This window comes from Paenibacillus helianthi (genome assembly GCF_001909055.1).
Classification (GTDB): domain Bacteria; phylum Bacillota; class Bacilli; order Paenibacillales; family Paenibacillaceae; genus Paenibacillus_AQ; species Paenibacillus_AQ helianthi.
Genome location: NZ_LVWI01000085.1, coordinates 1 through 21,030, shown reverse-complemented (window position 1 = coordinate 21,030; position 21,030 = coordinate 1). Strand labels below are relative to the sequence as shown.

Genomic DNA, 21,030 nt, shown 5'->3' with positions numbered 1-21,030 from the left:
TGCCATGGCCGCTGTCCCAACTGCTCCCGCCGTGGTTATGGTTGTTGTGGCCGCTATTTCCGTTGTCCCCGTTATGATGATGGCCGGAATGATGTTTGTGGCTGTCGTCACCAGGGGTTAGGTCGGCTCCCGTTCCCGTGAAGAAGAAACTGTCGGCGGAGTTGTTCCTGTCCCTCCCGCTAATGCCCCGTTTATTGTTGTTATCTTTCATAATGGCTTTAGCGACGATAAATACGAATACTACAATAACAATAATACCAATACCCAAGCCTATCCCTCCTGATTATTCTAATCTGATAACTTTATATTTCCATCATCAACCTTTTGAAAGTGCCTGTCTATCCAAATTGTACCATAATAATATTCTAACACTTTATTTTTCAGTCTATTACATTATTTCCTTCTGACACTGCAGGTCGTGCGCCGGGTGGCGCCGCTCTGAATGCAGACCTGAAGAAAAAGAGCATCATGGATGCAGTCGACCAGTAGCAGCTTTAGCAATCCAGCCGTAGGTACGCCGGAGGTGAGAAGGACTTTTTTCTGGAAAAGTGCCGGAACTACGTCCCGCAGTTCTGGCGAAATGATCGGTTCATGAATATCGTGCTCGATGATCGGTTGTTGAAGAATCTATCTTGCGCCTGCTTTCCGGAAAAAATCATTGTCTACCTCATGGATATGGCATATAATCTATTCCCATATTGGAAGGGAGAGGTGAGTATGAAAAATAGGATAGAAACATTTAGAGGTTCCGAGCACTTTCGGCTGAATCATGTCGCTGATAGTGTAATTGCAGCGATTGCGGTTCCAGGTACCGGTTCTTTGGGAAATGCAGCAATCATTGATCTAGGGGATACTACTCTTGTCGTGGATACTTTCTCGACAATACAGGCTGCAGAGGATTTGAAAGCAGCCGCAGAGTACCTTACGGGAAACCCCGTATCCTATGTAATCAACACCCATTGGCACAGTGACCATACCTCTGGAAATCAAGTGTTTCTACCTGCGGCACAGATTATTTCAACATCAACAACCCGTGAGGTTATGAATACTTTTGCCAGAGACAGGTTAGCCCAATATCGGGAAAACACGGAGCAGATGGTTCAGGCTATCGAAGAATTTGAGGAGCAAATACAACAAGAGACAGATGAGAAGCTAAAAAAGGAAATGGAATGGGAAAATGCTAGTGACCGTGAGTTTATGAAGATGCTCCCCGATCTGGTACATTCGCTGCCGACGATAACTTTTGATCAACAAGTGACCATACATGGCAGTAATCGTAGTATTGTGCTCCTTACATTTGGCGGGGGGCACACGCAAAGTGATGCAATCGTGTACATTCCGGAAGACAAAATTCTCATAATAGGGGATCTGGTGCTCTCAAAGCATCACCCGGTTTTGGCGTATGCAAATCCTCAGGAATGGCTGAATATTTTGGAGCAGGTAGAGCTGCTGGATGTAGAAGCGATCGTACCGGGACATGGCGAAGTATGCTCTTTGCAAGAGCTTCACGAAGTGAAGGGATATCTAACCTATATAATGGAAATCGTGGCAGAAGCCGTTCAAAACAAGCAAAGCATTGATGAGATTGATATACCGGAAGTGTATCATAACTGGTACTTTACTACATACTTTAAGACGAATTTGAATAAGGTTTATGACATAATCACTAATTAACCCGCCTGGCCGGGAGGCCTTTCTGGCCCGTGTCTTCCGGATCTTCTGCAGCACAGTCTCAAGCTGGTCGCATCGGAATGGACCGTTTTTACTGTTGTTTTGCATTCGGGATATGATCGGCAGCTGTGTGGCTTGAATAAGTTATTTCAGCCAGTAAGGATAGTGGAGAGTAAGGGGGCATTACTCAAATTTGATTGGTTATATGGAAGGAGCCTTATGGCTCCTTTTTGAATTGTTCGTGCTGAGTCTAATACTTTAATTTTATCTGATAAACGAACCGCAGTTTCGCTACGAAGCTGGCCAAACCGGCACTTTGGGGAGACACTCGACGGATTGAAACAAATCGTTAACTGCTATGGGGACATGAGAGGGGTAAATCTGAAGTAGCATATAAATCTACGAAGCAGGAAGGTACAGGAAACACGTGGAAGTAATATACAACTTCACCGTATTAGGAGGTCGTGAAATGGCGTTTCCGACACATATTGTATCTGCAGGCGGAATTGTAGAAGGTGGAAATGGAAATATCCTATTAGTAAAAGCCCATGACGATGGCTGGGTGTTTCCTGGTGGGATAACTGAGGTTGGAGAAAACCTCATTGATGGCGTGATTCGTGAAATCAAAGAGGAAAGTGGAATAGACGCCACTGTTAGCCATTTAATTAGTGTTATTTCGAATACAGCAGTCCATAAGTGGTATGACGGTGTGACTGATGTTCCTACGAAGGTCATGTTTGATTTCGTGTGCAAAGCTGTGGGTGGAGAGTTGACTACTTCTGATGAAACTAGCGAGTGCAGGTGGGTTCCAAAGGATAGTGTTCTGGATTTAATTGCTTTACCCGCAATCCGCTTGCGTTATGAAGCTTATTTGAACTTTAACGGCTCCGTGAATTATATGGAGTACGTCACTGCGACAACGAAAGAATGTATGGTCAAGCTTCAAAGGCGGATTTAGTTGCACGAGGGCAATACTTCCGAAACGGATTTTTTTTGGCAGGGTTATGTCACCGGAACGGCGCAAAAAATAGTTGAATTTGGTTTTGAAGGGTTAGGCTAAGACAAGGTATTTTCTAAACTTCAATGGCTAAAAACTCGTTAAAGTGGGACGAGGCTGTGTTTTTATTCAGTGAAGACTTTCAATGTCATAATAGTTATGTTTGTCCCCATTAGCTCAACCATATAACATAAGATGGAAATGTAATATTAAAATCATAATGGAGCGATCTTAATGTTGACGCAATCCTTTGAAGACGAAATACTTGAACAAACCTTGTCCATATTTGTTGATGATATCCGAGCCATTCTTAATAGAAAGTTGCGAAGTATTTACCTTTATGGTTCGGCCATCCACAATGATTTATCCCCCGGATACGGGGATTTGGATTTTCTCGTCATCATTGGAGAGGACCTTAGCCCAGACGAAATCGAACTTTTAAACAAACAAAGATCCAATTATAGATCATCCCTTCTTAGAAGATCCGCCGATAAACAAATCCTGAGCCTCTACACCGATATGCTTGAGGGTGCCTTTCTTACGATTAATATGCTGAGCGGAGAAACGGGCAGTGGCTTGTGGTGGGGAACAAAGAGCGAATCCGTCTGGACCGAAAATCAATTAGATCTGTTCACCCTGTACACGATCAAGGAGCAGAGTATCTTATTGTATGGTGAGTCCCATTTAAATCAAATTCCATCGTTCTCGAAGGAAGAGTTCATTAGCTTTTTTAAGGAATATGCCATGTGTATGCGGAAGTTTGGCAAGGGAAATAGCCTTCATTCCATCGACTGGCTCCTCTTAACTTCCAAATTTATAGCTTGGTGGGAGGAAGGGGTCGTCCTGTCTAAAAGCCAAGCAGCCGATTGGGGAATCTCACATCTTAGTGGCGGATGGAAAGAGAATTTGAAGAGATGCAAGGAGCTAAGGAAGAATCCATCCATGGCAACACATCTAGAGTATTCCGAATGGCTCAGTAATTTGGAGCCAGCTATTATTGAAGCATCATATGATCTGGATAGAGCTCTCGAACGGGAAACCCCTAGATGAACAAATGGTTGCTGCTGGTGAGAAAATAGTCAGTCTAGTCATCCCATTTTGGAGCGGTAGAGGTGATTTCAACATGAATGAATTAGAATATAAAGATTTTTATGATAAAGTCGGCAAAATTAATGGTTGGGATTTCAGTAAATTGCAGGTAACGTCAGAAGGGATAGAGTGGAATTTTTATGAGGAAGTGATAAGAAGGTCTAAAGGCACGGATGTTCTTCTGGATGTAGGAACAGGGGGCGGAGAAAATGTACTATCCATCGCTTCTTCATTCCATTCTGTATTTGGAATTGATATATCGAGTGGAATGATGGAAACTGCAAAATCAAACCTGAATAAAGCGAATGTTTCTAACGTTGAATTTAAACAGATGTCTTCTGATCATTTGGAATTTCCCTTTGATTCGATTGACGTTGTTTCGTGTTGTCACGCGCCATTCTTCTCCAATGAAGTGGGTAAGGTATTAAAGAATGGTGGAACTTTTTTGACGCAGCAAGTAAGTGAAGGGGATAAGCTGAATTTAAAAAATGCCTTTGGTCGCGGGCAGGCGTTTGGAGTTGTCGATGGAACATTAAAAGAGACATATATAAGGGAACTTAAGGAGGCGGGTTTTCAATCCGTAGAATCCTTCGATTACAATGCCGTAGATTACTATCACAGACCAGAAGATCTGTTGTTCTTGCTTAAACATACACCCATTATTCCCCACTTCGGTTATGAGGACAAGGACTTTCAAATTCTAAATGATTTCATTGAAAACAATCAAACACCTAAGGGAATTATTACAAATTCTAAAAGGTTCTTAATTATAGCTATAAAATAACTTCATAGTTACAGCGCCTCCTGAATGGTGGGATTACAGAGCCGTTCTTTTTTGTTATTGTTACCGAAATTTTAAAAAGATGTTTGCCGAAAAGAAGAGGAATCCTAGTCCTTTAATGGTGGTGTTGTCGAGGGATATGGTGAGGATCGGGCTGTTGGAATACCAAAGATCATACTCTCTACTTTTATTATAACCTCCTTTGGAATTTATTTATAGACTACTTTTTGCCCCCCTGTAGCCTTATACTCTTATACGAAAGTCTAAAACAAAAAGGGGTGTGTCGATATGAATGACAAAAAAAACATCTTAGATCCAGGTCCGTTCTTTCATGGTACCAAAGCAGAATTGAAAATCGGAGACTTGCTTGAACCGTTGTATTTATCCAATTACCAGGATAAAAAATCTAATCATATATATTTCACTGCAACATTAGACGCTGCTAAATGGGGTGCTGAATTAGCAAAATCTAAATCAAAAGAGAGAATTTATATTGTAGAGCCAGTAGGTGAATTCGAAAATGATCCGAACTTAACGGATAAAAGATTCCCTGGAAACCCAACACGTTCATATAGGTCTAAATCGCCATTGAAAATATTGGCTGAATTAAGTTCATGGGAAAGACATTCCGATGAGGAAATAAATCATATGCTTATATCTTTAAAAAAACTAACTGAAGAAGGAAAGAATATAATATATGATTGAATCTTGCATTATTAAGTCTCCCACTGAACAACAGATAAAAGCTAGTGAGTGGTTACCCAGTTTCTATTGTGAAAGTTTTTCTTTAGTGGTACTCCTTACTGGGAGTAATTAATTCAACTAATGGGGTTCCTAATTAAGTGTGTTGCTTAAAGTGTTGTATCTGCAGGCGGATTTAGTTGCACGAGGGCAATACTTCCTAAACGGTTTTTTTGGGCAAGGTTATGCCACCGAAGCAGCGCAAAAGGAAGTTGAATTTGGTTTTGAAGGGTTAGGTTGATAATTAAGCATAAGGGTTCCGCATATTAGTCATGTATAATATGTGGAACCCTTTATTTTGATGTGAATTTATAAATTATAATTATTGATAAAACACGCCCTATCACACGATCCGCCATATAGGTTAATCATTCCCCCGCTGAGGATGATATGGAGAGCGGTGAACATGGCTTAAAGACTGTTCTAGCTTAATTTTTATTCAGTGAAGACTTTCAATATGTAGCCAAGGGGCAACAATTTGCAGGGGAGTGAAATGAAGTGGCAATAAAAAGACCGTTTGGTACGGGTTCATTTGCAATAGTTGTTTTAGCTTTAGGGTTCTTATTTAATTTTAAATTTCAAAACGGATTCATGTTTAGCCATTATCTTTTTAAGTTATTCAATTGGGATATATATACGAATGAAACCGAGGGGTATCACATTCCATTTATGGCTGCTATTGTATTTTGGTTACCGGCAGTGATCATTTCGAAAAAATATCATAATCATTTTGGAACTTCTTTGTGTTATAGGGTGGGAGGAGTTATGTTGATTCTTAGTATTATTGTGTTTGCAGTTTACTTGTTTGGGACTCTTGTATAGAAACAAGCGAAGATTATGGTTCGTCATTTGATTAAGCTCTAACGGGAAACGATAGTGGAATAAACACAACTAGGCAGCCGCCTTTTTTTGCCGGCTGCTTTTTGTTGAATAATGGGTACAAATGCGTGCGGGGTATTGGGAGCAAGTTAATTCTCTGGGCAAATGAGCGTGCAAAAGAGCAAGACTGCCATATTATTCCAAATCACACTCCGTATCCATCCGAAAGAAAAAGTTTTCTTAAACCACCCAACCTTTTTCGTTTTTGCTGCAGTATATATTGGAGTGCCACTCGATAACAAGGAGCTTTTAGAACATGAATAAACAACATGCTGATCGTGTCATCAAGGATTACATCAAGCCGCTATATGGTTTTGCTTTGAACAAGACGGGAAAGATTGCCGAAGCCGAGGAGCTGGCGGGAAGAATTACGCTGGAAGTATACCAAGCACTTCTCAAAAAGACAGAGTTATTGGATCTGAACAGCTATGTCTTTAAGATTGCGCATTATGTGTGGGCGAAATTCGTAGGCGAAAAAGTGAAAGCATCCAACCAAATGCAGATTGATGATAGTGAGGTGATGTCCAGAGACGAGGGCTATGGCGAGATTATCCGTCAAGAAACGGCTGGCGCATTGCGGCGGGAAATAGCTTTTTTATCTCACCAGCAAAGGGAAATCGTTGTCAAGCACTACTATGGTGGAATGAAAATTAGCGAAATCGCGGCTGAGATGGGTCTATCTGTCGGCACGATCAAATGGCACTTATTTGAAGCAAAAAAGGAGCTGAAACACATGATGAACACAATTCGATCGATGGGTAATCTGGGCATTAATCCGATTCGTATGACAAATTTAGGGCATAGCGGATCCCCAGGAAACAAAGGCGACACCGCCGACTTTTTAGCGACGGCGATCAGACAAAACATCGCTTTCTCAACATATCACAAGCCGCTCACGGTTAATGAAATCGCCGAAGAACTGGGCATTTCACCTGTATTTATCGAGGATGAAATCGAATCACTGGAAGAATACGGTTTCATGGATAAACTACCGGGTGGAAAGTATCGTACCAATATGTACATCGAAGATCCGTCCTCTATAAAAAGCGAGATATTACACTCATTGTACAAAGAATATGCGGAGATTGCCGTCGAGCATTATTTCAAGACCTTTTTCTCGATGGGTGAAGTGTTCCAAGAGACGGGTGTCTACATTCCAGGCGGCGATGTCAATCTGCTGTTATGGAGCCTCATTCCGTATGCGGGTAATCAATTGAGCTTCAAAGAACACAATAAGGTTAGCCATGAAGAGGTTTCCGTCAGCCGAAAAGATGGCGGCCATTACGTTGCTCATGCAACGATCCACAGAGAGTTTGACGTCAGTTTCGATCCAAAACAATATTATTATTGCGGCGATATGAATCGGGATTCGGATGAACATGCACTAAGGGTATGGCAGGTCGAGACGTGGTGGTGCGGCAGACAGGGCGGTTGGCGAGATAATCTGAGTTCGGATTTTGTCAGTCTGATGCATGTGATCAAAGGTGATTTACCACAGAACGATGTGAACATTGACGCCTATCGCCGTCTTTTCGACAAACAATATTTGCTGCGAACGGAATCTGACCTTGAAGTTAACATTGTTTATTGCAAGGATAAGCAAACAGGAGAACGTCTGCGTGCGGCGATTCCGCAACCGTCCGAACGAATCAAAGAAGCTGCGGCGAAATTGGATCAAGCTGTTTATCAAGTGAACCTCGATGGACAACCCGATCATGCGCATAAATATGTGCGCTACTGGTCACAGAACTGCATGGCGTCGGGAATAATACGTGCCTTCGTACTCAAACATTTAGTGGACATCGGCATGTTAAAAGTGCCTGATCTGCATCGGAAAAATGGCATTTCCACAATTATGTTCATGAATCAAAGCTAGCTGCTTGACACGAAAGTGATTAGGAGCCATACTATATGTATGAACAACGATAAGAAAATAATAAATGACATTGAAGCTATTCCCTCGCTTGTACAATCCAAGCGTCAGATTGACCGCTATAACCTAGATATAGACGCACAGGCTATACTCGTCGCGTCTAGGCTAATGGCAGCGGGAGCCCAGCTTGGGCATGCCTCGGAGATTCATTTCTCTAGATTCGGCTTATCAACAGGTCGATATCGTTTATTGGCAGATCTTGAAGATTACGAAGGAGAAGAGTTGCCATCGCAATTAGCGGAGCATCTAGGCGTTACACGTGCTACAGTGACAGGTCTGATCGACATTCTTGAACGGGATGGCCTAGTATCTAGGCGATTAAGCTCAGAAGATGGCCGTCAGAGATCGGTCCTTTTGACGGAAGAAGGAGCGAAGAAGCTGCGTGAAATGGCTCCTGAGCATTTCGCTTGGCTGGAAGCCATGGTGGGATTACTCAGTATCGATGAGCGCAGCGTATTTCTCGACTTGCTAGGCCGGGTTACACAAGGCATCTCTGCACTTACGGACGAACGAAGCTTGAAACCAAAGGGAAACATCAGTAATGAGTAAAATGGGCTAGTGATGCTAGCCTATTTTTACTCCTATATAGTTAGGTTCCTAATTATAATTTGCTGAAAGCAATCGATTGAATGATAAGAAGAAGGGAGCAACGAAATGAGCCAGATGAAATGCCCGAATCAGACAGATGATGTTTACGGTATCAAGACTGTTGGTTCCAGGAAAAAGACTTTTGTACTGTGGCGTGAAGTGGTAATGGCCTATGCTGCTCCTGCCATCATGGCAGGTATTGGGGGATTGGTTACTGCTGATAGGGGGCTTCAAATAGGGGCATTAACCACAATCGGCGGTGCATCGGCCTTGATGGCCTTGATAATTGGCCTTTTATTACGCAGCCGAGTAGGCCATATGCGATGGGTCATCGGTGCACCTCACTTGGTTGTGGTAGGGGGGTTCGCATTGGCCGGGTCCTTATGTGGCCTATGTGCCGCATGGGTAACATCTGGTTTACTAGAAATTAGGATTCCGGGCAACCACTTGGCCTGGGTCGATCGCGTCTGGACCGATTTCCCGTTGTCCGGATTCATAGCAAGCACGATAGTGACATGGCGGTGGCGTCTTGCCGTCACAACTAATTTTTCATCCAAAAGGAGAAGAAGAAAATGATCGTTATTGTGGGAGCAACAGGTACGATAGGCAGTGCGCTTTTGGAACGTTTGGTTGATCTTGGCGTGCCCGTCAGGGCGCTGAGCAGAGAGCCAGCGAAGTTGCGTAATCAGATCGGAGAAAAAGGCCGGTCGACTATCGAGGTCGCATTGGCAGATGCCGCTGACCCCGAATCGCTCCGCCGGGCGTTTACAGGTGCCAGCCAGCTCTTTCTCGCCATGTCCAACAGTCCAAGACAAATCGAATTGGAAACTTCAATCATTCAGATTGCAGCCGAATCTGGAATCAAACACATCGTGAAAATATCCAGCCCTGCCTTTGAGCAGAGCTCTCCAGTAGCAGTCGCGGGCTGGCATCAAGAAATCGAGAAAGTGCTGAGGGATTCAGGTCTCACCCACACCGTGTTACGCCCCTATGCGTTCATGCAAAACTTAATGCGCCTTGCACCAACGGTTACAACCCAAAATGTTTTCTTCGGCTCCATGGGCGATTCACCGTGTAACTTCATTGACTGTCGCGATATCGCAGATGTTGCCGCAGAAGCTCTAACCAACCCTGAGGTATCGGGCCAAATATATACGCTTACGGGTTCGGAGATTTTCAGTTATCCCCAGATCGCGGGTCAACTATCCGCTCTGCTCAATCGGCCGATAAGTTACATCAACATGGAACCCCAAGAACTACTCCATAATCTTATCGAATACGGGCATATGCCTCCTTGGCTTGCGAACCACGTTGTGGAAATTCAAACCATGTCTACGGTGATTCCAGAAATTCCAAATGACACTGTGAAGCGCTTGCTCGGCAGAGAGCCGCGCACGCTAGACGCCTTTCTGCATGAGTGTGTAGAAAATTTTCGGTAGAGGCAGACCCCGCTGTTATGAAATTGGTGTCATTAGCAGCATCTAACGGGTTACATTAGGACCATGACAATAGGCAGCCGGGATCATCGGCTGCCTATTCAGCTAACGTGCAGAGTGGTGTAGTTGCGGGAACGGGGATTTTTGACCAGAAGTCATAATAACAGGTAAGATAGTTTAAGGTACATTCTGGTGAACCGTATCATAAGGGAACGGGCGAGACTGCTTGGGGTGCATCGAATTCTAACCCGGTCTAGAGTACAGTATACTTAAGCGTATGCTTCCGAAGCTAGTTGTGCACGAAGTAAATCGAAGAAGTATATGCTAACAAAACTCTGAGGAGTGGTGTATATGGCGCGTGTTCTATTTATTAATGGCGGATCAGAGGGGCACATCAATCCAACGATCGGAATTGTGCAAGAGCTTATTCTGCGTGGGGAAGAGGTGGTGTACTTTTGTGTAGAAGCTTTCCGGGAGCGTATGGAGAAGACGGGGGCTTCGGTACGGACATTTGACGATCAAAAGTTTATAAAAGCCTTTATCTCAGGCGGGAGAGACTATTTACTCGAGAGAATTAACGGTCTTTTACTTACGGCAGATATCGTCATACCAAGCGTTCTTGAACAGATCGAAGGAGAGCATTTCGATTACATCATCCATGATTCCATGTTTGGTTGCGGACATTTACTTGCTCAAATTCTTAAGCTTCCTGCAGTCAACTCGTGTACTTCTTTTGCACAGACAAAAGATTCATTCGATAACATGCTGGAACCGTTTTTCACGAATGTCTCAACAGAAATATCTAAACCTATATACAATAAATTTCAAAGCCTGACGGCAATGATAAGGGAAAAATACGAGGTGGAGATCCATTCTCCTTACGAAGTGTTTTGTAATCCTGCGCCGCTTACAATAGTTTATACAACCAGAGAGTTTCAACCGGGTGAAGAAGCATTCGACCAAACTTATAAATTTGTGGGTCCATCCATCTCTTCGAGATTCACGCAAGAAAACCTCGACTTACCGGCAATCAAGGGGAAGAACCTCATTTACATTTCACTGGGTACGGTATTTAACCAAGCCATCGATTTTTATAAGCTTTGTTTTGAGGCATTTAAGAACACAGATCATTCTATTGTTATGGCCATTGGAAATAAGGTTCAAATTTCAGATTTAGGAGATGTTCCTAGAAACTTCATTGTAAAAAATTACGTTCCACAAACGGATGTCTTACAATACGCGAAATTATTCATTACTCATGGCGGAATGAACAGTACTGTTGAAAGTCTCCACTATGGGGTTCCTCTGGTTGTAATTCCACAAAGCGCGGATCAGCCGGTCATTGCCAGGCAAGTCGCCAACATCGGAGCAGGCATTCAATTACAAATGCAAAATTTGACCGTAAATCAACTGCGTGAAGCTGTAGACCATGTGATGGGCCACTCATCTTTCAAGAAAGTTGCCGCAAGACTTAGGGAATCCTTTGGAAAGGCAGGCGGGTATTATCAAGCCGTTGACGAGATATTAGACTTTAAAAGTCAATATCACCTCTAAAGGCCAGGATTCGGTAAAAAGGGCTGACCCAAGCAGCCATTTCATGGCTTTTGGGTCAGCTCCTTCTGTATTTGGCAGTTATTCATGCGAATTAAACTTTGGCCTTTCCAATCTATTATTTTCACGCATGGCTCTCATCTGCCTTGCATGTCTCACATCACGGCGGCGTTCTCTCACTTTGAGTTGGCTAAGCATAATGAGCAACCCCAGAATGCCTAGCACATACGAAACGATATGACTCACTTCATTCCACATGTTTGCAGCAGTCAGAAGGAATACTGCGCCAATGATGGTTGCTATAATTCGCTCTGTATTCTTATTTTGCGTATCTATCAATTTTTTCTCAAAGGAACTTGATAGCTTTACCCGTAAATTTCCGCTATCCATTTTATCTACTACCGAAATGAACTTCTTGGTCGTAGGAAGGATTCCCTTGAGAAGATTCTTGCCTTCATCTACAACGTTGGAGAAGACACTTCCCCGCAGATCGCTGCGCACAACCTCTTCAATATAAGGCTTAACGGTCCCAATCAAATCAAGCTCAGGGTCCAGTCCCGTACAAAGCCCATACACCGTGCCTATCGCTTTTCCCAAAAATGTTGTGTTTGCAGGTAATTGAAAGGGCTGAGAGTAGAGGAAATCCCGTAATTCTTCAGCATTGTCACCTGATGTCACAAAACTGAGGTCAAACGTATCCCCGTTGATTTGTTCAAATAATGACGTAAGATTCCTTGAAAATACCTCTAAATCTCCATTCCGTCTTAAAAATCTCAAACGGGTAAGGGCATCGATGGCGCCGTGAGCATCTTTTAAATACACGGCCATTAGAAGGGCTACCATCTGCGCCTTCATATCATCGGCAATTCGTCCAACCATTCCAAAATCGATTAATGCGATGGTGCCGTCAGGCTGTACGAGAACATTGCCCGGGTGCGGATCTGCGTGAAAGAACCCTTCTAATAGAATCTGTTCTACGAAGATTTCGATCAGTGACTTCGCTAATTTTGTCCGGTCCACACCCCAGGCATCAAGCTGGGCAAAATTGTTGATTTTTACACCTTCCAAAAACTCCATGGTTAAAACCTTAGAAGTGGTATAGGACCAATGAATGGCTGGAACGACGACATCATCCCGATGGATAAACTGCAGCTGAAATTCCTCTGCATTTTGTCCCTCTTTTTGGTAATCGAGCTCTTCCATCACGGTGTCGTGGAACTCATCATACACCGCATCAAGGTCCATGAAGTCTGCCATCTTTGTCCAGCGTTTTAATAATCGAATAGCAACTTGTATGGATTTCCAATCAATGGCGATAATGTCCTCGACCCCGGGACGCATAACTTTTACTGCAACGTCTTCACCTGTCCGTAATGTCGCCCGATGTACCTGTCCTAAGGAAGCCGCTGCGATAGGAGTTGGACTAAACTCAGCAAAAATCTCGCTAATGGATGCTCCGAGTTCACGCTCTACCTTCTGCTGTATCTCGGAAAAATCTACGGAATCTACGGAATCCTGCAGCTTTGATAATTCATCGATGATTTCCTTCGGCAAAATATCCACTTGCGCACTCACATGCTGCCCAAGCTTGATAATTAAACCACCCATATCCATGGCGGTCTTCGTAAAATACGTTGCCTGTTTTCGATATAAGGCTTTTGTTTTCGCTTCAAAGCGCCGTCCCGAAATAAAATGCTTTTGCCTGCCCAGCCACCAGAAATCCCAAGCGAACTTAAAAATCATCCGCATGGTTCTTCTGAACCGGAGATCCTTCATCAATTTAAAGAATTCGCTCATCCTTTTTCGTCGGCCTCAGGTCCTTTTTCATCGACCTCAGGTTCATGAGCCTCATCTTCAGGAATAGTAGTGTTTTTATCGAAGATCGCTTGGGCCATACTTTCAAACTTTTTCGAAGCGCTCATGAAGAAATCCGCAAATTTGTTGAACATTTCTGCTTTGACCAGAATGACGGCTCCCTTGCGCTTATTCCCGAAGACGATGAATTTCTCTCCTGGCTTGAGTTCAAGTTCTTCCCTTGCTTCTCTTGGAATAACAATTTGTCCTCTCTCACCCATTGATGTGGTTCCCAGCACTTTGCCATGCCCGAATCCATGACTATTCTCTTTTTTCTGATGCATCATCAATCTCTCCTTTGATAGACAATCTACATAATAGTATGATATTTCATACTAATCATATTTTCAATGACTGTGTTGAGTTTTGAACTGGGAAAATACAATAAGCGTAATTTTTTGTTACAATGAGACTACTGAACAGTTAGGGGCGGTGATCAACATGGGAAGAAAGCAGGCTTTTACCAAATCGGAGTTGCTGGACCAGACCAAGCAGTTGCTCCTGCAACACGGATATGAGGGGTTTCAGCTTAAGTTGTTATCGCAAAACCTGGTGGGGGCAAGAAGTACAATATACCAGTATTATGCCAATAAAGACGAGATCGTTGCTGCATGTATGAAGCGCGTAATGGAAAATGTACTACGAAAAGCGTCAGCTATTGATGAGACGGATGGTATGATCGCTCTTCAGAATCTGCTTACAGTGTATCTGGAAGAGGCTGATTTCCATCAATTGCTTGGAGACGCTCATAAAATAAATATAGCCAATTCTGTTGCGGCAGCGAGTGATCTTGAATTTGTTGAGCAAGCACATATCACTTTAAAGAATCAACTTGAGCAATTGTTTGTTCGTGCGCAGGAAGAGGGACACTTAAATACAAGCATTCCCCTTCCTGTCATCATAGGCGTCTATTTTAACCTTATCGAAACGCCTAATATGCTGAACATGCCTACACCTGAGTGGAGTAAGCTATTGTACAAAATGTGGCTGGGGGGAGCTGGAAGGGACTGAGGTCCATTTCCATTTATTATATTTGACACGCGTGTCAAAAATGGTTCATACTATATTAATAACAAGACAGCAAAAATACAAAGAGATACCAAATGTTTAATTTGACACTTGTGTCATTTATTTAAGAGGAGGAGAGGGATACACTATGTTCTTGGCATGGAAGGAATTGAAACACAACAAGACAAGGTTTGTGATGATTGCAGTTATTTTTGTGCTTATTTCTTGGTTGGTATTTGTTTTATCGGGTTTGGGGAATGGGTTATCTACACTGGCGGCTTCGACGTTTAAAACCATGAAGGCTGATTATGTGGTTTTCGAACAAGGGTCGAAAGCGTCAATGAGTAAGTCCTTATTGTCTAATGAGTTGACAGCGAAATTAACCGAAATGCCGAATGTTAGCGCCGTTTCTCCAATGGGTACCATCATGGCATCGGCAATCAATGAAAATGGTGCAGCCAATGAGGATAAAGTAGATATAGCCATTATTGGTATTGATCCAGGAAGCTTTTTAGAGCCGTCGATTATTGAAGGTGTGGGACTGACAACCGAGAATATGACGAAAGTTATCGTCAATAAGACCATGAAAGAGAAGGGATTTCATCTTGGGGACACCTTCAAGCTGGATGGTTCAACGGAATCATTGACTATTGCCGGTTTTGTCCAGAATCAGACGTACAACCATGTATCTGCTGTTTTCATACCTATTACAGAGTGGCGAAAACTTGCGTTTGCAGCACCAGGCTCAGACAAAGGGGTCACGGAACCAGTTAATGCGATCATGCTTCAAGGTAAGGATATTGACCCTAAGGCCATCAATGAAGAATTGGCGGGGACCGAAACAGTTACCCGTGCAGCAGCGGTGCAGGGAATGCCCGGTTACAAAGAAGAGAATGGCACGATCATGATGATGCTTGCGTTCCTGCTTACGATCTCGGCATTCGTACTTGGTGTGTTCTTCTATGTATTTACAATGCAGAAGACGAACCAGTTCGGAATCATGAAGGCTATCGGAGCTAAGAATGGGTTCTTGGGCAAAGCCGTCGTCTCACAGGTGTTTGTTTTGTCGCTCTCTAGCATTATTGTGGGCATAATCCTAACTTATGCGACAGCGGCATTCATGCCAAAAGGCATGCCGTTTATGCTTGAAACAAAGCTGGTATTAACGTATTCCATCATTTTACTAGTGATTTCCTTGCTTAGTTCCTTGGTGTCCGTACGCACGATTTCGAAAATTGATCCGCTTCAAGCGCTTGGGAGGGTTGAATAATGACTAAGGGATTGCAAATTACAGGGGCTTCAAAATATTACAATGAAGGAATGAATCGTATTCCCGCACTAGATAACGTATCCATAAATGTGCAAACTGGAGAGTTCGTTGCGGTAGTGGGACCTTCCGGTTCGGGTAAAAGTACCTTCTTATCCGTTGCGGGTGCATTGCTTAAAGCCACTGAAGGAGAAGTTATATTAAATGGGCAGGATATATCGAAGCTGTCAGGCAACCAACTATCGGACATCCGGTTGCGTGAGATTGGCTTCATCATGCAGGCTTCAAATTTGGTTCCATACCTGAATGTTCTTGATCAATTGCTTGTGGTGAAACGGATGTCGGGAAAAGTTACCGCAGCTGATAAAGCTTTTGCCGTAAAATTGCTTGAAGAACTAGGGCTAGGCGCCAAGCTGAAGAGCTACCCGGAGGAGCTGTCTGGGGGCGAGAAACAGCGTACCGCCATTGCCCGGGCGTTAATTAACGATCCCCATGTCATATTGGCCGACGAGCCTACAGCAAGCCTGGATACCAAACGCGCCCATGAGGTTGTCTCCTTGATTGCCCATGAGGTAAGAACACGCCATAAAGCGGCGATTATGGTGACTCATGATGACCGGATGCTCACCTACTGCGATAAGGTATACCGGATGGAAGACGGTAAATTATCGTTAGTGCCAGCAGGAAGGCTTGTATAGGGACGCAGGGTAAAACAAAAAGGGTATAACAAAACAATCCGTAGCAGGTGCGATAGGCTCCTGCTACGGATTGTTTTACTTTTTAGAGCGCTTCGCCTACTTGGTGAACCCGCAGCAGGTTGGTAGTTCCGGTGCGGCCTGCAGGGACGCCTGCGGTGATGACCACCAGGTCGCCATCTTGCACGTAGCCGGCCGACTTGGCCAGTTCAACGGCGGCTGCTACGGCTGCATCAGTGCTGGAAGCGGACTCGCTGCGAAGCAGCGGGGTTACCCCCCAAGTCAAGGACAGGGCATACAGTACGCTCTCCTTGGTGGATACAGCGATGACCGGTGCAACCGGCTTGTGCTTGGCGATGGTGCGGGCGGTAAAGCCGCTTTCGGTCAAGGCGAGAATGGCCTTGGCAGAGAGAACGAGGGCCGTATGGGCAACGGCTTCGCCGATGGCGCCGGTTACGTCGGTGGAAGCCCCTTCGCCCTCACAGCTGCAGCGGCCGTAGCGTCCCATTGCGGACTCGGCGCGGGCGGCGATGCGGGCCATGGTCTCGACAGACTCCAGCGGGTACTTGCCTGCAGCGGATTCGCCGGACAGCATAACGGAATCAGTGCCGTCGAAGATGGCGTTGGCGACGTCGCCCGCTTCCGCACGGGTCGGACGCGGGTTCATCTGCATGGACTCCAGCATGTGGGTGGCGGTGATGACGGGTTTACCGGCCAGGTTGCACTTCTTGATCATCTCTTTCTGAACCAGCGGCACGTCCTCCACCGGTAGATCTACGCCCAGGTCGCCGCGGGCTACCATCAGGCCGTCGGCTACGCTCAGGATGGCGTCCAGGTTCTCCACGCCCTCGTCATTTTCGATCTTGGCGATGACTTGGATATGGCCGGCGTTGTGCTCGCGGAGGATACGTTTGATTTCGAGAATGTCTTCAGCTTTGCGGACGAAGGATTGGGCGATGATGTCGATGTTCTGCTCAATGCCGAACTTGATGTGCCGGACGTCTTTCTCGGTTACCCCGGGAAGGCTGGTTTGGACGCCGGGAACATTGACGCCCTTGCGCTGCTTCAGCTTGCCGCCGTTCTTGATAAGGCAGGTGATCTCGGTGCCTTCGGCATGTACGACCTCCAGACGGACCAGACCGTCATCGATCAGGATGATGCTGCCGGGCTTCACATCTTGGGGCAGCTGCTTGTAGGTGACTTGAATGCGGTCCTTGGTGCCGAGCACTTCCTCGGTGGTCAGAACCACGGCTTCACCCGGTACCAGCTCCGCGTAGTCCGAGGCCATTTTGCCGATGCGGATTTCCGGACCTTTGATGTCGAGCAGGACGGCAACGTATTGGTTCAGCTCTTTGGCTGCTTCCCGGATGCGCCGGATGCGCTCCGCGTGCTCGTCCAGCTCTCCGTGGGCGAAGTTCAGGCGGGCAACGTTCATACCGGCTTGGATCAGCTTCCGTAGCATTTCAGGGCTTTCGCTGGAGGGACCGATGGTGCAGACGATTTTAGTTTTGCGCATAACTTTTCTCTCCTTTATATTTAACGTTGAACTCTTGTGAAAACTTTCTCTAACTCATACAATAAAGCATAATGATTTATCAGAAAAATATATATATTTTCGTTATTCATCAATTTTGATGTAGAAGGCAGGTTATCTTATGAATCTTCACGCCCTTAAAATATTCCACACCATCGCCGAAAAAGGCGGAGTCACCCGCGCCGCGGAGGAACTACGGATCAGCCAGCCTGCGGTTACGGCCCAAATACGCAACCTGGAGAAGGAGCTGGGTATCCAACTGTTGGTCTCCAAGGGGCGTGGCATTCTATTGACCGATGCGGGGCAGATGCTGGCCAGCCACGCCAAACGGCTGTTTGCGCTGGAGCGGGAGCTGGATGAAGTGGTCCGGGAATACAAGGCCGGGTTCAGCGGTATCCTGCGGATCGTCGCCACCTATCTGCCAGCCAATCTGCTGCTGCCGGAATGGCTGGCTCTCTTCAAGCAGGAGCATCCTTCCGTGGAGGTGGTCCTGACCACGGCCAACTCCCGGGAAGCGGTGGAGGGGCTACTGCAGTATGATGCGGAGGTAGCCGTCTACGGAGGCGGCTGGGAGGAGCAACCGGGCATCGAATGGGAGGAGCTTCTGGAGGATGAGCTCTGGTTTATCGTACCCAAAAACCATCCATACGCCGGGAAGGAAATTACATTAGCGGAAATGATGAAGGTTCCTTTCATTCTGCGTGAAGAGGGAAGCTCTACCCGGGAGCGTCTTTTCTCCTTGTGCCGGGCTTTGAACGTGAATCCTCCTAAGGTCGGTCTGCAATTTAACGGGGTGAACGAGATGGTTCGGGCCGTCATGGCGGGCTACGGAGCCATCTTTATCTCCTCCCTGGCTGTAAGGGACAATGTCGAGCGCGGAGAAGTAGACCGTGTGAGGGTCAACGGCGCTTCGCTGCTGAATCCGATTGCCGTCTGTACCCGGAAGCAGGAGACGTTGTCGCCGGCAGCGGAAGCATTCCTCTCACTGGTCCGGGAGCAGTCGAAAGGTCGGGCAGGAAATTAACTGTTCCGACGGGGTAAGTCACTCCCCCTAATTAGGAGCATGATTTTGAACGAACTAACACTTTCTTCAAACACTTTTCTTCAAAAGCATATTCGATGGTCTCTTTTCCGCAAGTAGAATCAAGCAATGCAGTATCCATCACTCTACAATGACTATAGAGTGGTTGAAACGAGGTGAACAGTCGAATGCACGAGTGGCACAAGCAAATCCAAATCATCGTTAATGAAATTGACAAGTGTATTAAGAATCGTAACAGTGAAGCTATAACGCTACGATTTCTTTCTCGCAAGTTAGGATATTCTGAATTTCATACTACGAGAAAATTCAAGGAAATATCGGGTATGCAATTTAGGGATTATCTGCGGCATAGAAAATTAGCCTTTGCACTAAAAGAGGTTCGGGATAGTGAGAGAAGTATTTTGGATATTGCTTTTGATTATGGTTTTTCATCACATGAAGCATTTACCAGGGCTTTCAAGGGAACATATGGTGTAACTCCAAGTGAATACCGAAAAAAGCCTAGGCCTGTCGCCCTTCGTACAAAAATAAACTCTTTCGACCGCTACTTTTTCGGATTGGGAGAGATTGGGATGATCAAATCTGCAGATGAGGTTAACATTTATTTTGTAACCATTCCCGCACACCAATTTTTGCACATTAAAAACTATGAGAGTAACGGGTATTGGGATTTTTGGCAAAAGCAAAGTCTTATTCCGGGACAGGACTGCGAAACCATTTGCGGCTTACTCGATAGTATTAAGGGCAAATTGGATGACGATGGCGGGAGTGAATCTAACGGCGGCAGCGGTCAGATTATGGCTTACATTAATGACCCGGCTGGCAGACTCTGTGATTGGGGTATTCCACGTATAGAGTGTTTTGGTGTACGTCTTCCTTTGGATTATTCAGGTGAAGTACCGCCACAAATGCTTATGATTGACGTTCCCGAAGCCGAGTATATTGTTTTTGAACATGGGCCATTCAATTATGAGCACGAAAATCGTGTTGTAGAGGAAAAGATGGAAAGCGGAATGGCAACTTTTGATTTTGCAGACACTGGTTACCACTTTGATACTTCCCCTGGGAGAATCATTTACGTGTATCACGATCCGGAGCGGTTTTTGAAGTATATCAGGCCAGTACGGAAGTTATAATCCATAAAAAGAACCTGCCCCATGCGATAGGTGCTTTACTCTTTATGGGCATTCGCCCAAGCGCCCTTTCCGCGAATGCATATGATGATTATGCATACTCATTGAAAGGAGCGATCACATATGGGATTTTTTCCAACGCCGGGAACCGGGGGAGGGTTTCCGGGCGGACCTGGCGTGCCGGGAGGTGGAGGTCCCGGGACTCCGGGACTTCCAGGAGGTGCACCGGGAGGCGTTCAAGCGCCGACGGCTCCTCCACCGCAATTCGTGCCGCAAATGTCGGCCACCACATTTGCCGTCGATCCCGGCGGGATCAGACGCTGCCTGTTCCGTAACACATACATTTGGCTGAACAACGGCGAGCAATTCTGGTTCTACCCGGAATTCGTCGGGCGAAATTCGATTGCGGGGTTCAGATGGTTCGGTTTCTTCTGGGGATACTTCGGTATCGATTTGAATCGGATTAGCTCGTTCACGTGCTTCTAAGGCAGACAGCGAAAGAGAACAGCCTGCGGACTGTTCTCTTTGTTGTGCGGCGTGCCCTGAGGCACGCATTTATCTAGTTGGTGAAAGTCCAACCAAGGGAGGGGCCACGCCTCACCTTTAATTTCCAAAAGGGGAGGTCTCTGCGTATGTATATGATGTAATTCATCCCAATTCTTCCACGAAATAACAAAGTTTCCTGTTTGGAAAATATATAACAACTAATCTATCAGATTCATAATTGAACTCTTGCCATAAGTAAACTTGATAAAAATTTGGCATTTTATCATTAGAAACATCTAAGCGCTTCAATATATTCTCAACATATTTTTTTATATCTCTTTCATT

The 21,030-nt window shown here is 45.2% G+C and carries 22 protein-coding genes and 1 pseudogene; 18 read left to right on the top strand and 5 right to left on the bottom strand.

Features of this window, described 5'->3' with window-relative positions; genetic code table 11:
- Nucleotides 1-268 (bottom strand): annotated as a pseudogene (locus A3844_RS28230) (hypothetical protein); the annotation flags it as partial.
- A gap of 323 nt (nt 269-591) precedes the next feature.
- Between A3844_RS28230 and A3844_RS28225 the strand changes: the two are divergent.
- The 12 genes from A3844_RS28225 to A3844_RS28175 all read left to right on the top strand — a co-directional run bounded on the left by A3844_RS28225 (nt 592) and on the right by A3844_RS28175 (nt 11,669).
- Nucleotides 592-1,674: an MBL fold metallo-hydrolase gene (locus A3844_RS28225; protein ID WP_244169880.1), complete on the top strand. Its 1,083-nt coding sequence runs from the start codon at nt 592-594 to the stop codon at nt 1,672-1,674.
- Between the two features lie 466 nt (nt 1,675-2,140).
- Nucleotides 2,141-2,629, top strand: a complete 489-nt coding sequence (locus tag A3844_RS28220; protein ID WP_074086014.1) for an NUDIX hydrolase — start codon at nt 2,141-2,143, stop codon at nt 2,627-2,629.
- A gap of 273 nt (nt 2,630-2,902) precedes the next feature.
- Complete coding sequence (locus A3844_RS28215; protein ID WP_074109196.1) at nt 2,903-3,718, top strand: nucleotidyltransferase domain-containing protein; 816 nt, start codon at nt 2,903-2,905, stop codon at nt 3,716-3,718.
- 73 nt (nt 3,719-3,791) lie between these two features.
- Nucleotides 3,792-4,541, top strand: coding sequence for a class I SAM-dependent methyltransferase (locus tag A3844_RS28210; RefSeq protein ID WP_074109199.1), 750 nt, complete (start codon nt 3,792-3,794; stop codon nt 4,539-4,541).
- A 285-nt stretch (nt 4,542-4,826) separates the two neighbouring features.
- Nucleotides 4,827-5,243 carry an NAD(+)--rifampin ADP-ribosyltransferase gene (arr, locus tag A3844_RS28205; protein WP_074100376.1) on the top strand — a complete coding sequence of 139 codons (417 nt, stop codon included), beginning with the start codon at nt 4,827-4,829 and terminating at the stop codon, nt 5,241-5,243.
- Nucleotides 5,244-5,382: 139 nt separating this feature from the next.
- Nucleotides 5,383-5,520, top strand: a complete 138-nt coding sequence (locus A3844_RS32930) for a hypothetical protein (RefSeq protein ID WP_167374762.1) — start codon at nt 5,383-5,385, stop codon at nt 5,518-5,520.
- 257 nt (nt 5,521-5,777) lie between these two features.
- Complete coding sequence (locus A3844_RS28200; protein ID WP_074086011.1) at nt 5,778-6,101, top strand: hypothetical protein; 324 nt, start codon at nt 5,778-5,780, stop codon at nt 6,099-6,101.
- Nucleotides 6,102-6,414: 313 nt separating this feature from the next.
- Nucleotides 6,415-8,034, top strand: a complete 1,620-nt coding sequence (locus A3844_RS28195) for a sigma-70 family RNA polymerase sigma factor (RefSeq protein WP_074109195.1) — start codon at nt 6,415-6,417, stop codon at nt 8,032-8,034.
- A gap of 39 nt (nt 8,035-8,073) precedes the next feature.
- Nucleotides 8,074-8,640 (top strand): MarR family winged helix-turn-helix transcriptional regulator, encoded by a 567-nt coding sequence (locus A3844_RS28190; protein ID WP_074109194.1) that lies wholly within the window; start codon nt 8,074-8,076, stop codon nt 8,638-8,640.
- A 105-nt stretch (nt 8,641-8,745) separates the two neighbouring features.
- Nucleotides 8,746-9,255 (top strand): hypothetical protein, encoded by a 510-nt coding sequence (locus A3844_RS28185; RefSeq protein ID WP_341864907.1) that lies wholly within the window; start codon nt 8,746-8,748, stop codon nt 9,253-9,255.
- On the top strand, nt 9,252-10,118 hold the full coding sequence (locus A3844_RS28180) for an SDR family oxidoreductase (RefSeq protein ID WP_074109193.1): 867 nt from the start codon (nt 9,252-9,254) through the stop codon (nt 10,116-10,118). Before A3844_RS28185 ends, A3844_RS28180 begins: the two co-directional genes overlap by 4 nt.
- 348 nt (nt 10,119-10,466) lie before the next feature.
- The gene (locus A3844_RS28175; protein WP_074109192.1) at nt 10,467-11,669 is read left to right on the top strand and encodes a macrolide family glycosyltransferase; all 1,203 of its coding nucleotides are present in this window, start codon (nt 10,467-10,469) and stop codon (nt 11,667-11,669) included.
- Between the two features lie 78 nt (nt 11,670-11,747).
- Here the strand turns inward: A3844_RS28175 and A3844_RS28170 are convergent, their stop codons facing one another.
- Both A3844_RS28170 and A3844_RS28165 read right to left on the bottom strand, forming a co-directional pair.
- Nucleotides 11,748-13,409 carry an ABC1 kinase family protein gene (locus tag A3844_RS28170; protein WP_167374761.1) on the bottom strand — a complete coding sequence of 554 codons (1,662 nt, stop codon included), beginning with the start codon at nt 13,407-13,409 and terminating at the stop codon, nt 11,748-11,750.
- 50 nt (nt 13,410-13,459) lie between these two features.
- The gene (locus A3844_RS28165; protein WP_244169879.1) at nt 13,460-13,807 is read right to left on the bottom strand and encodes an AbrB/MazE/SpoVT family DNA-binding domain-containing protein; all 348 of its coding nucleotides are present in this window, start codon (nt 13,805-13,807) and stop codon (nt 13,460-13,462) included.
- Nucleotides 13,808-13,961: 154 nt separating this feature from the next.
- Here A3844_RS28165 and A3844_RS28160 point away from each other — a divergent pair, with 154 nt between their 5' ends.
- The 3 genes from A3844_RS28160 to A3844_RS28150 all read left to right on the top strand — a co-directional run bounded on the left by A3844_RS28160 (nt 13,962) and on the right by A3844_RS28150 (nt 16,493).
- On the top strand, nt 13,962-14,531 hold the full coding sequence (locus A3844_RS28160) for a TetR/AcrR family transcriptional regulator (RefSeq protein WP_074109190.1): 570 nt from the start codon (nt 13,962-13,964) through the stop codon (nt 14,529-14,531).
- 145 nt (nt 14,532-14,676) lie between these two features.
- A complete protein-coding gene (locus A3844_RS28155) occupies nt 14,677-15,798 on the top strand; it encodes an ABC transporter permease (protein WP_074109189.1) in 1,122 nt (373 codons plus the stop codon).
- Nucleotides 15,798-16,493, top strand: coding sequence for an ABC transporter ATP-binding protein (locus tag A3844_RS28150; RefSeq protein ID WP_074109188.1), 696 nt, complete (start codon nt 15,798-15,800; stop codon nt 16,491-16,493). The genes A3844_RS28155 and A3844_RS28150 overlap by 1 nt, the downstream gene beginning before the upstream one ends.
- A gap of 82 nt (nt 16,494-16,575) precedes the next feature.
- Here the strand turns inward: A3844_RS28150 and pyk are convergent, their stop codons facing one another.
- Nucleotides 16,576-18,006 carry a pyruvate kinase gene (gene pyk, locus A3844_RS28145; RefSeq protein WP_074109187.1) on the bottom strand — a complete coding sequence of 477 codons (1,431 nt, stop codon included), beginning with the start codon at nt 18,004-18,006 and terminating at the stop codon, nt 16,576-16,578.
- A gap of 139 nt (nt 18,007-18,145) precedes the next feature.
- Between pyk and A3844_RS28140 the strand changes: the two genes are divergently transcribed.
- The 3 genes from A3844_RS28140 (at nt 18,146) to A3844_RS28130 (ending at nt 20,685) form a co-directional block, all read left to right on the top strand.
- Nucleotides 18,146-19,048 (top strand): LysR family transcriptional regulator, encoded by a 903-nt coding sequence (locus tag A3844_RS28140; protein WP_074109186.1) that lies wholly within the window; start codon nt 18,146-18,148, stop codon nt 19,046-19,048.
- A gap of 185 nt (nt 19,049-19,233) precedes the next feature.
- Nucleotides 19,234-20,202: a helix-turn-helix transcriptional regulator gene (locus A3844_RS28135; protein ID WP_074109185.1), complete on the top strand. Its 969-nt coding sequence runs from the start codon at nt 19,234-19,236 to the stop codon at nt 20,200-20,202.
- A 120-nt stretch (nt 20,203-20,322) separates the two neighbouring features.
- Nucleotides 20,323-20,685, top strand: a complete 363-nt coding sequence (locus A3844_RS28130; protein WP_074085996.1) for a transporter — start codon at nt 20,323-20,325, stop codon at nt 20,683-20,685.
- A 162-nt stretch (nt 20,686-20,847) separates the two neighbouring features.
- On the opposite strand, the gene A3844_RS33230 is transcribed toward A3844_RS28130, so the two are convergent.
- The coding region (locus A3844_RS33230; protein ID WP_208619467.1) for a hypothetical protein at nt 20,848-21,030 on the bottom strand (183 nt) is incomplete at its 5' end.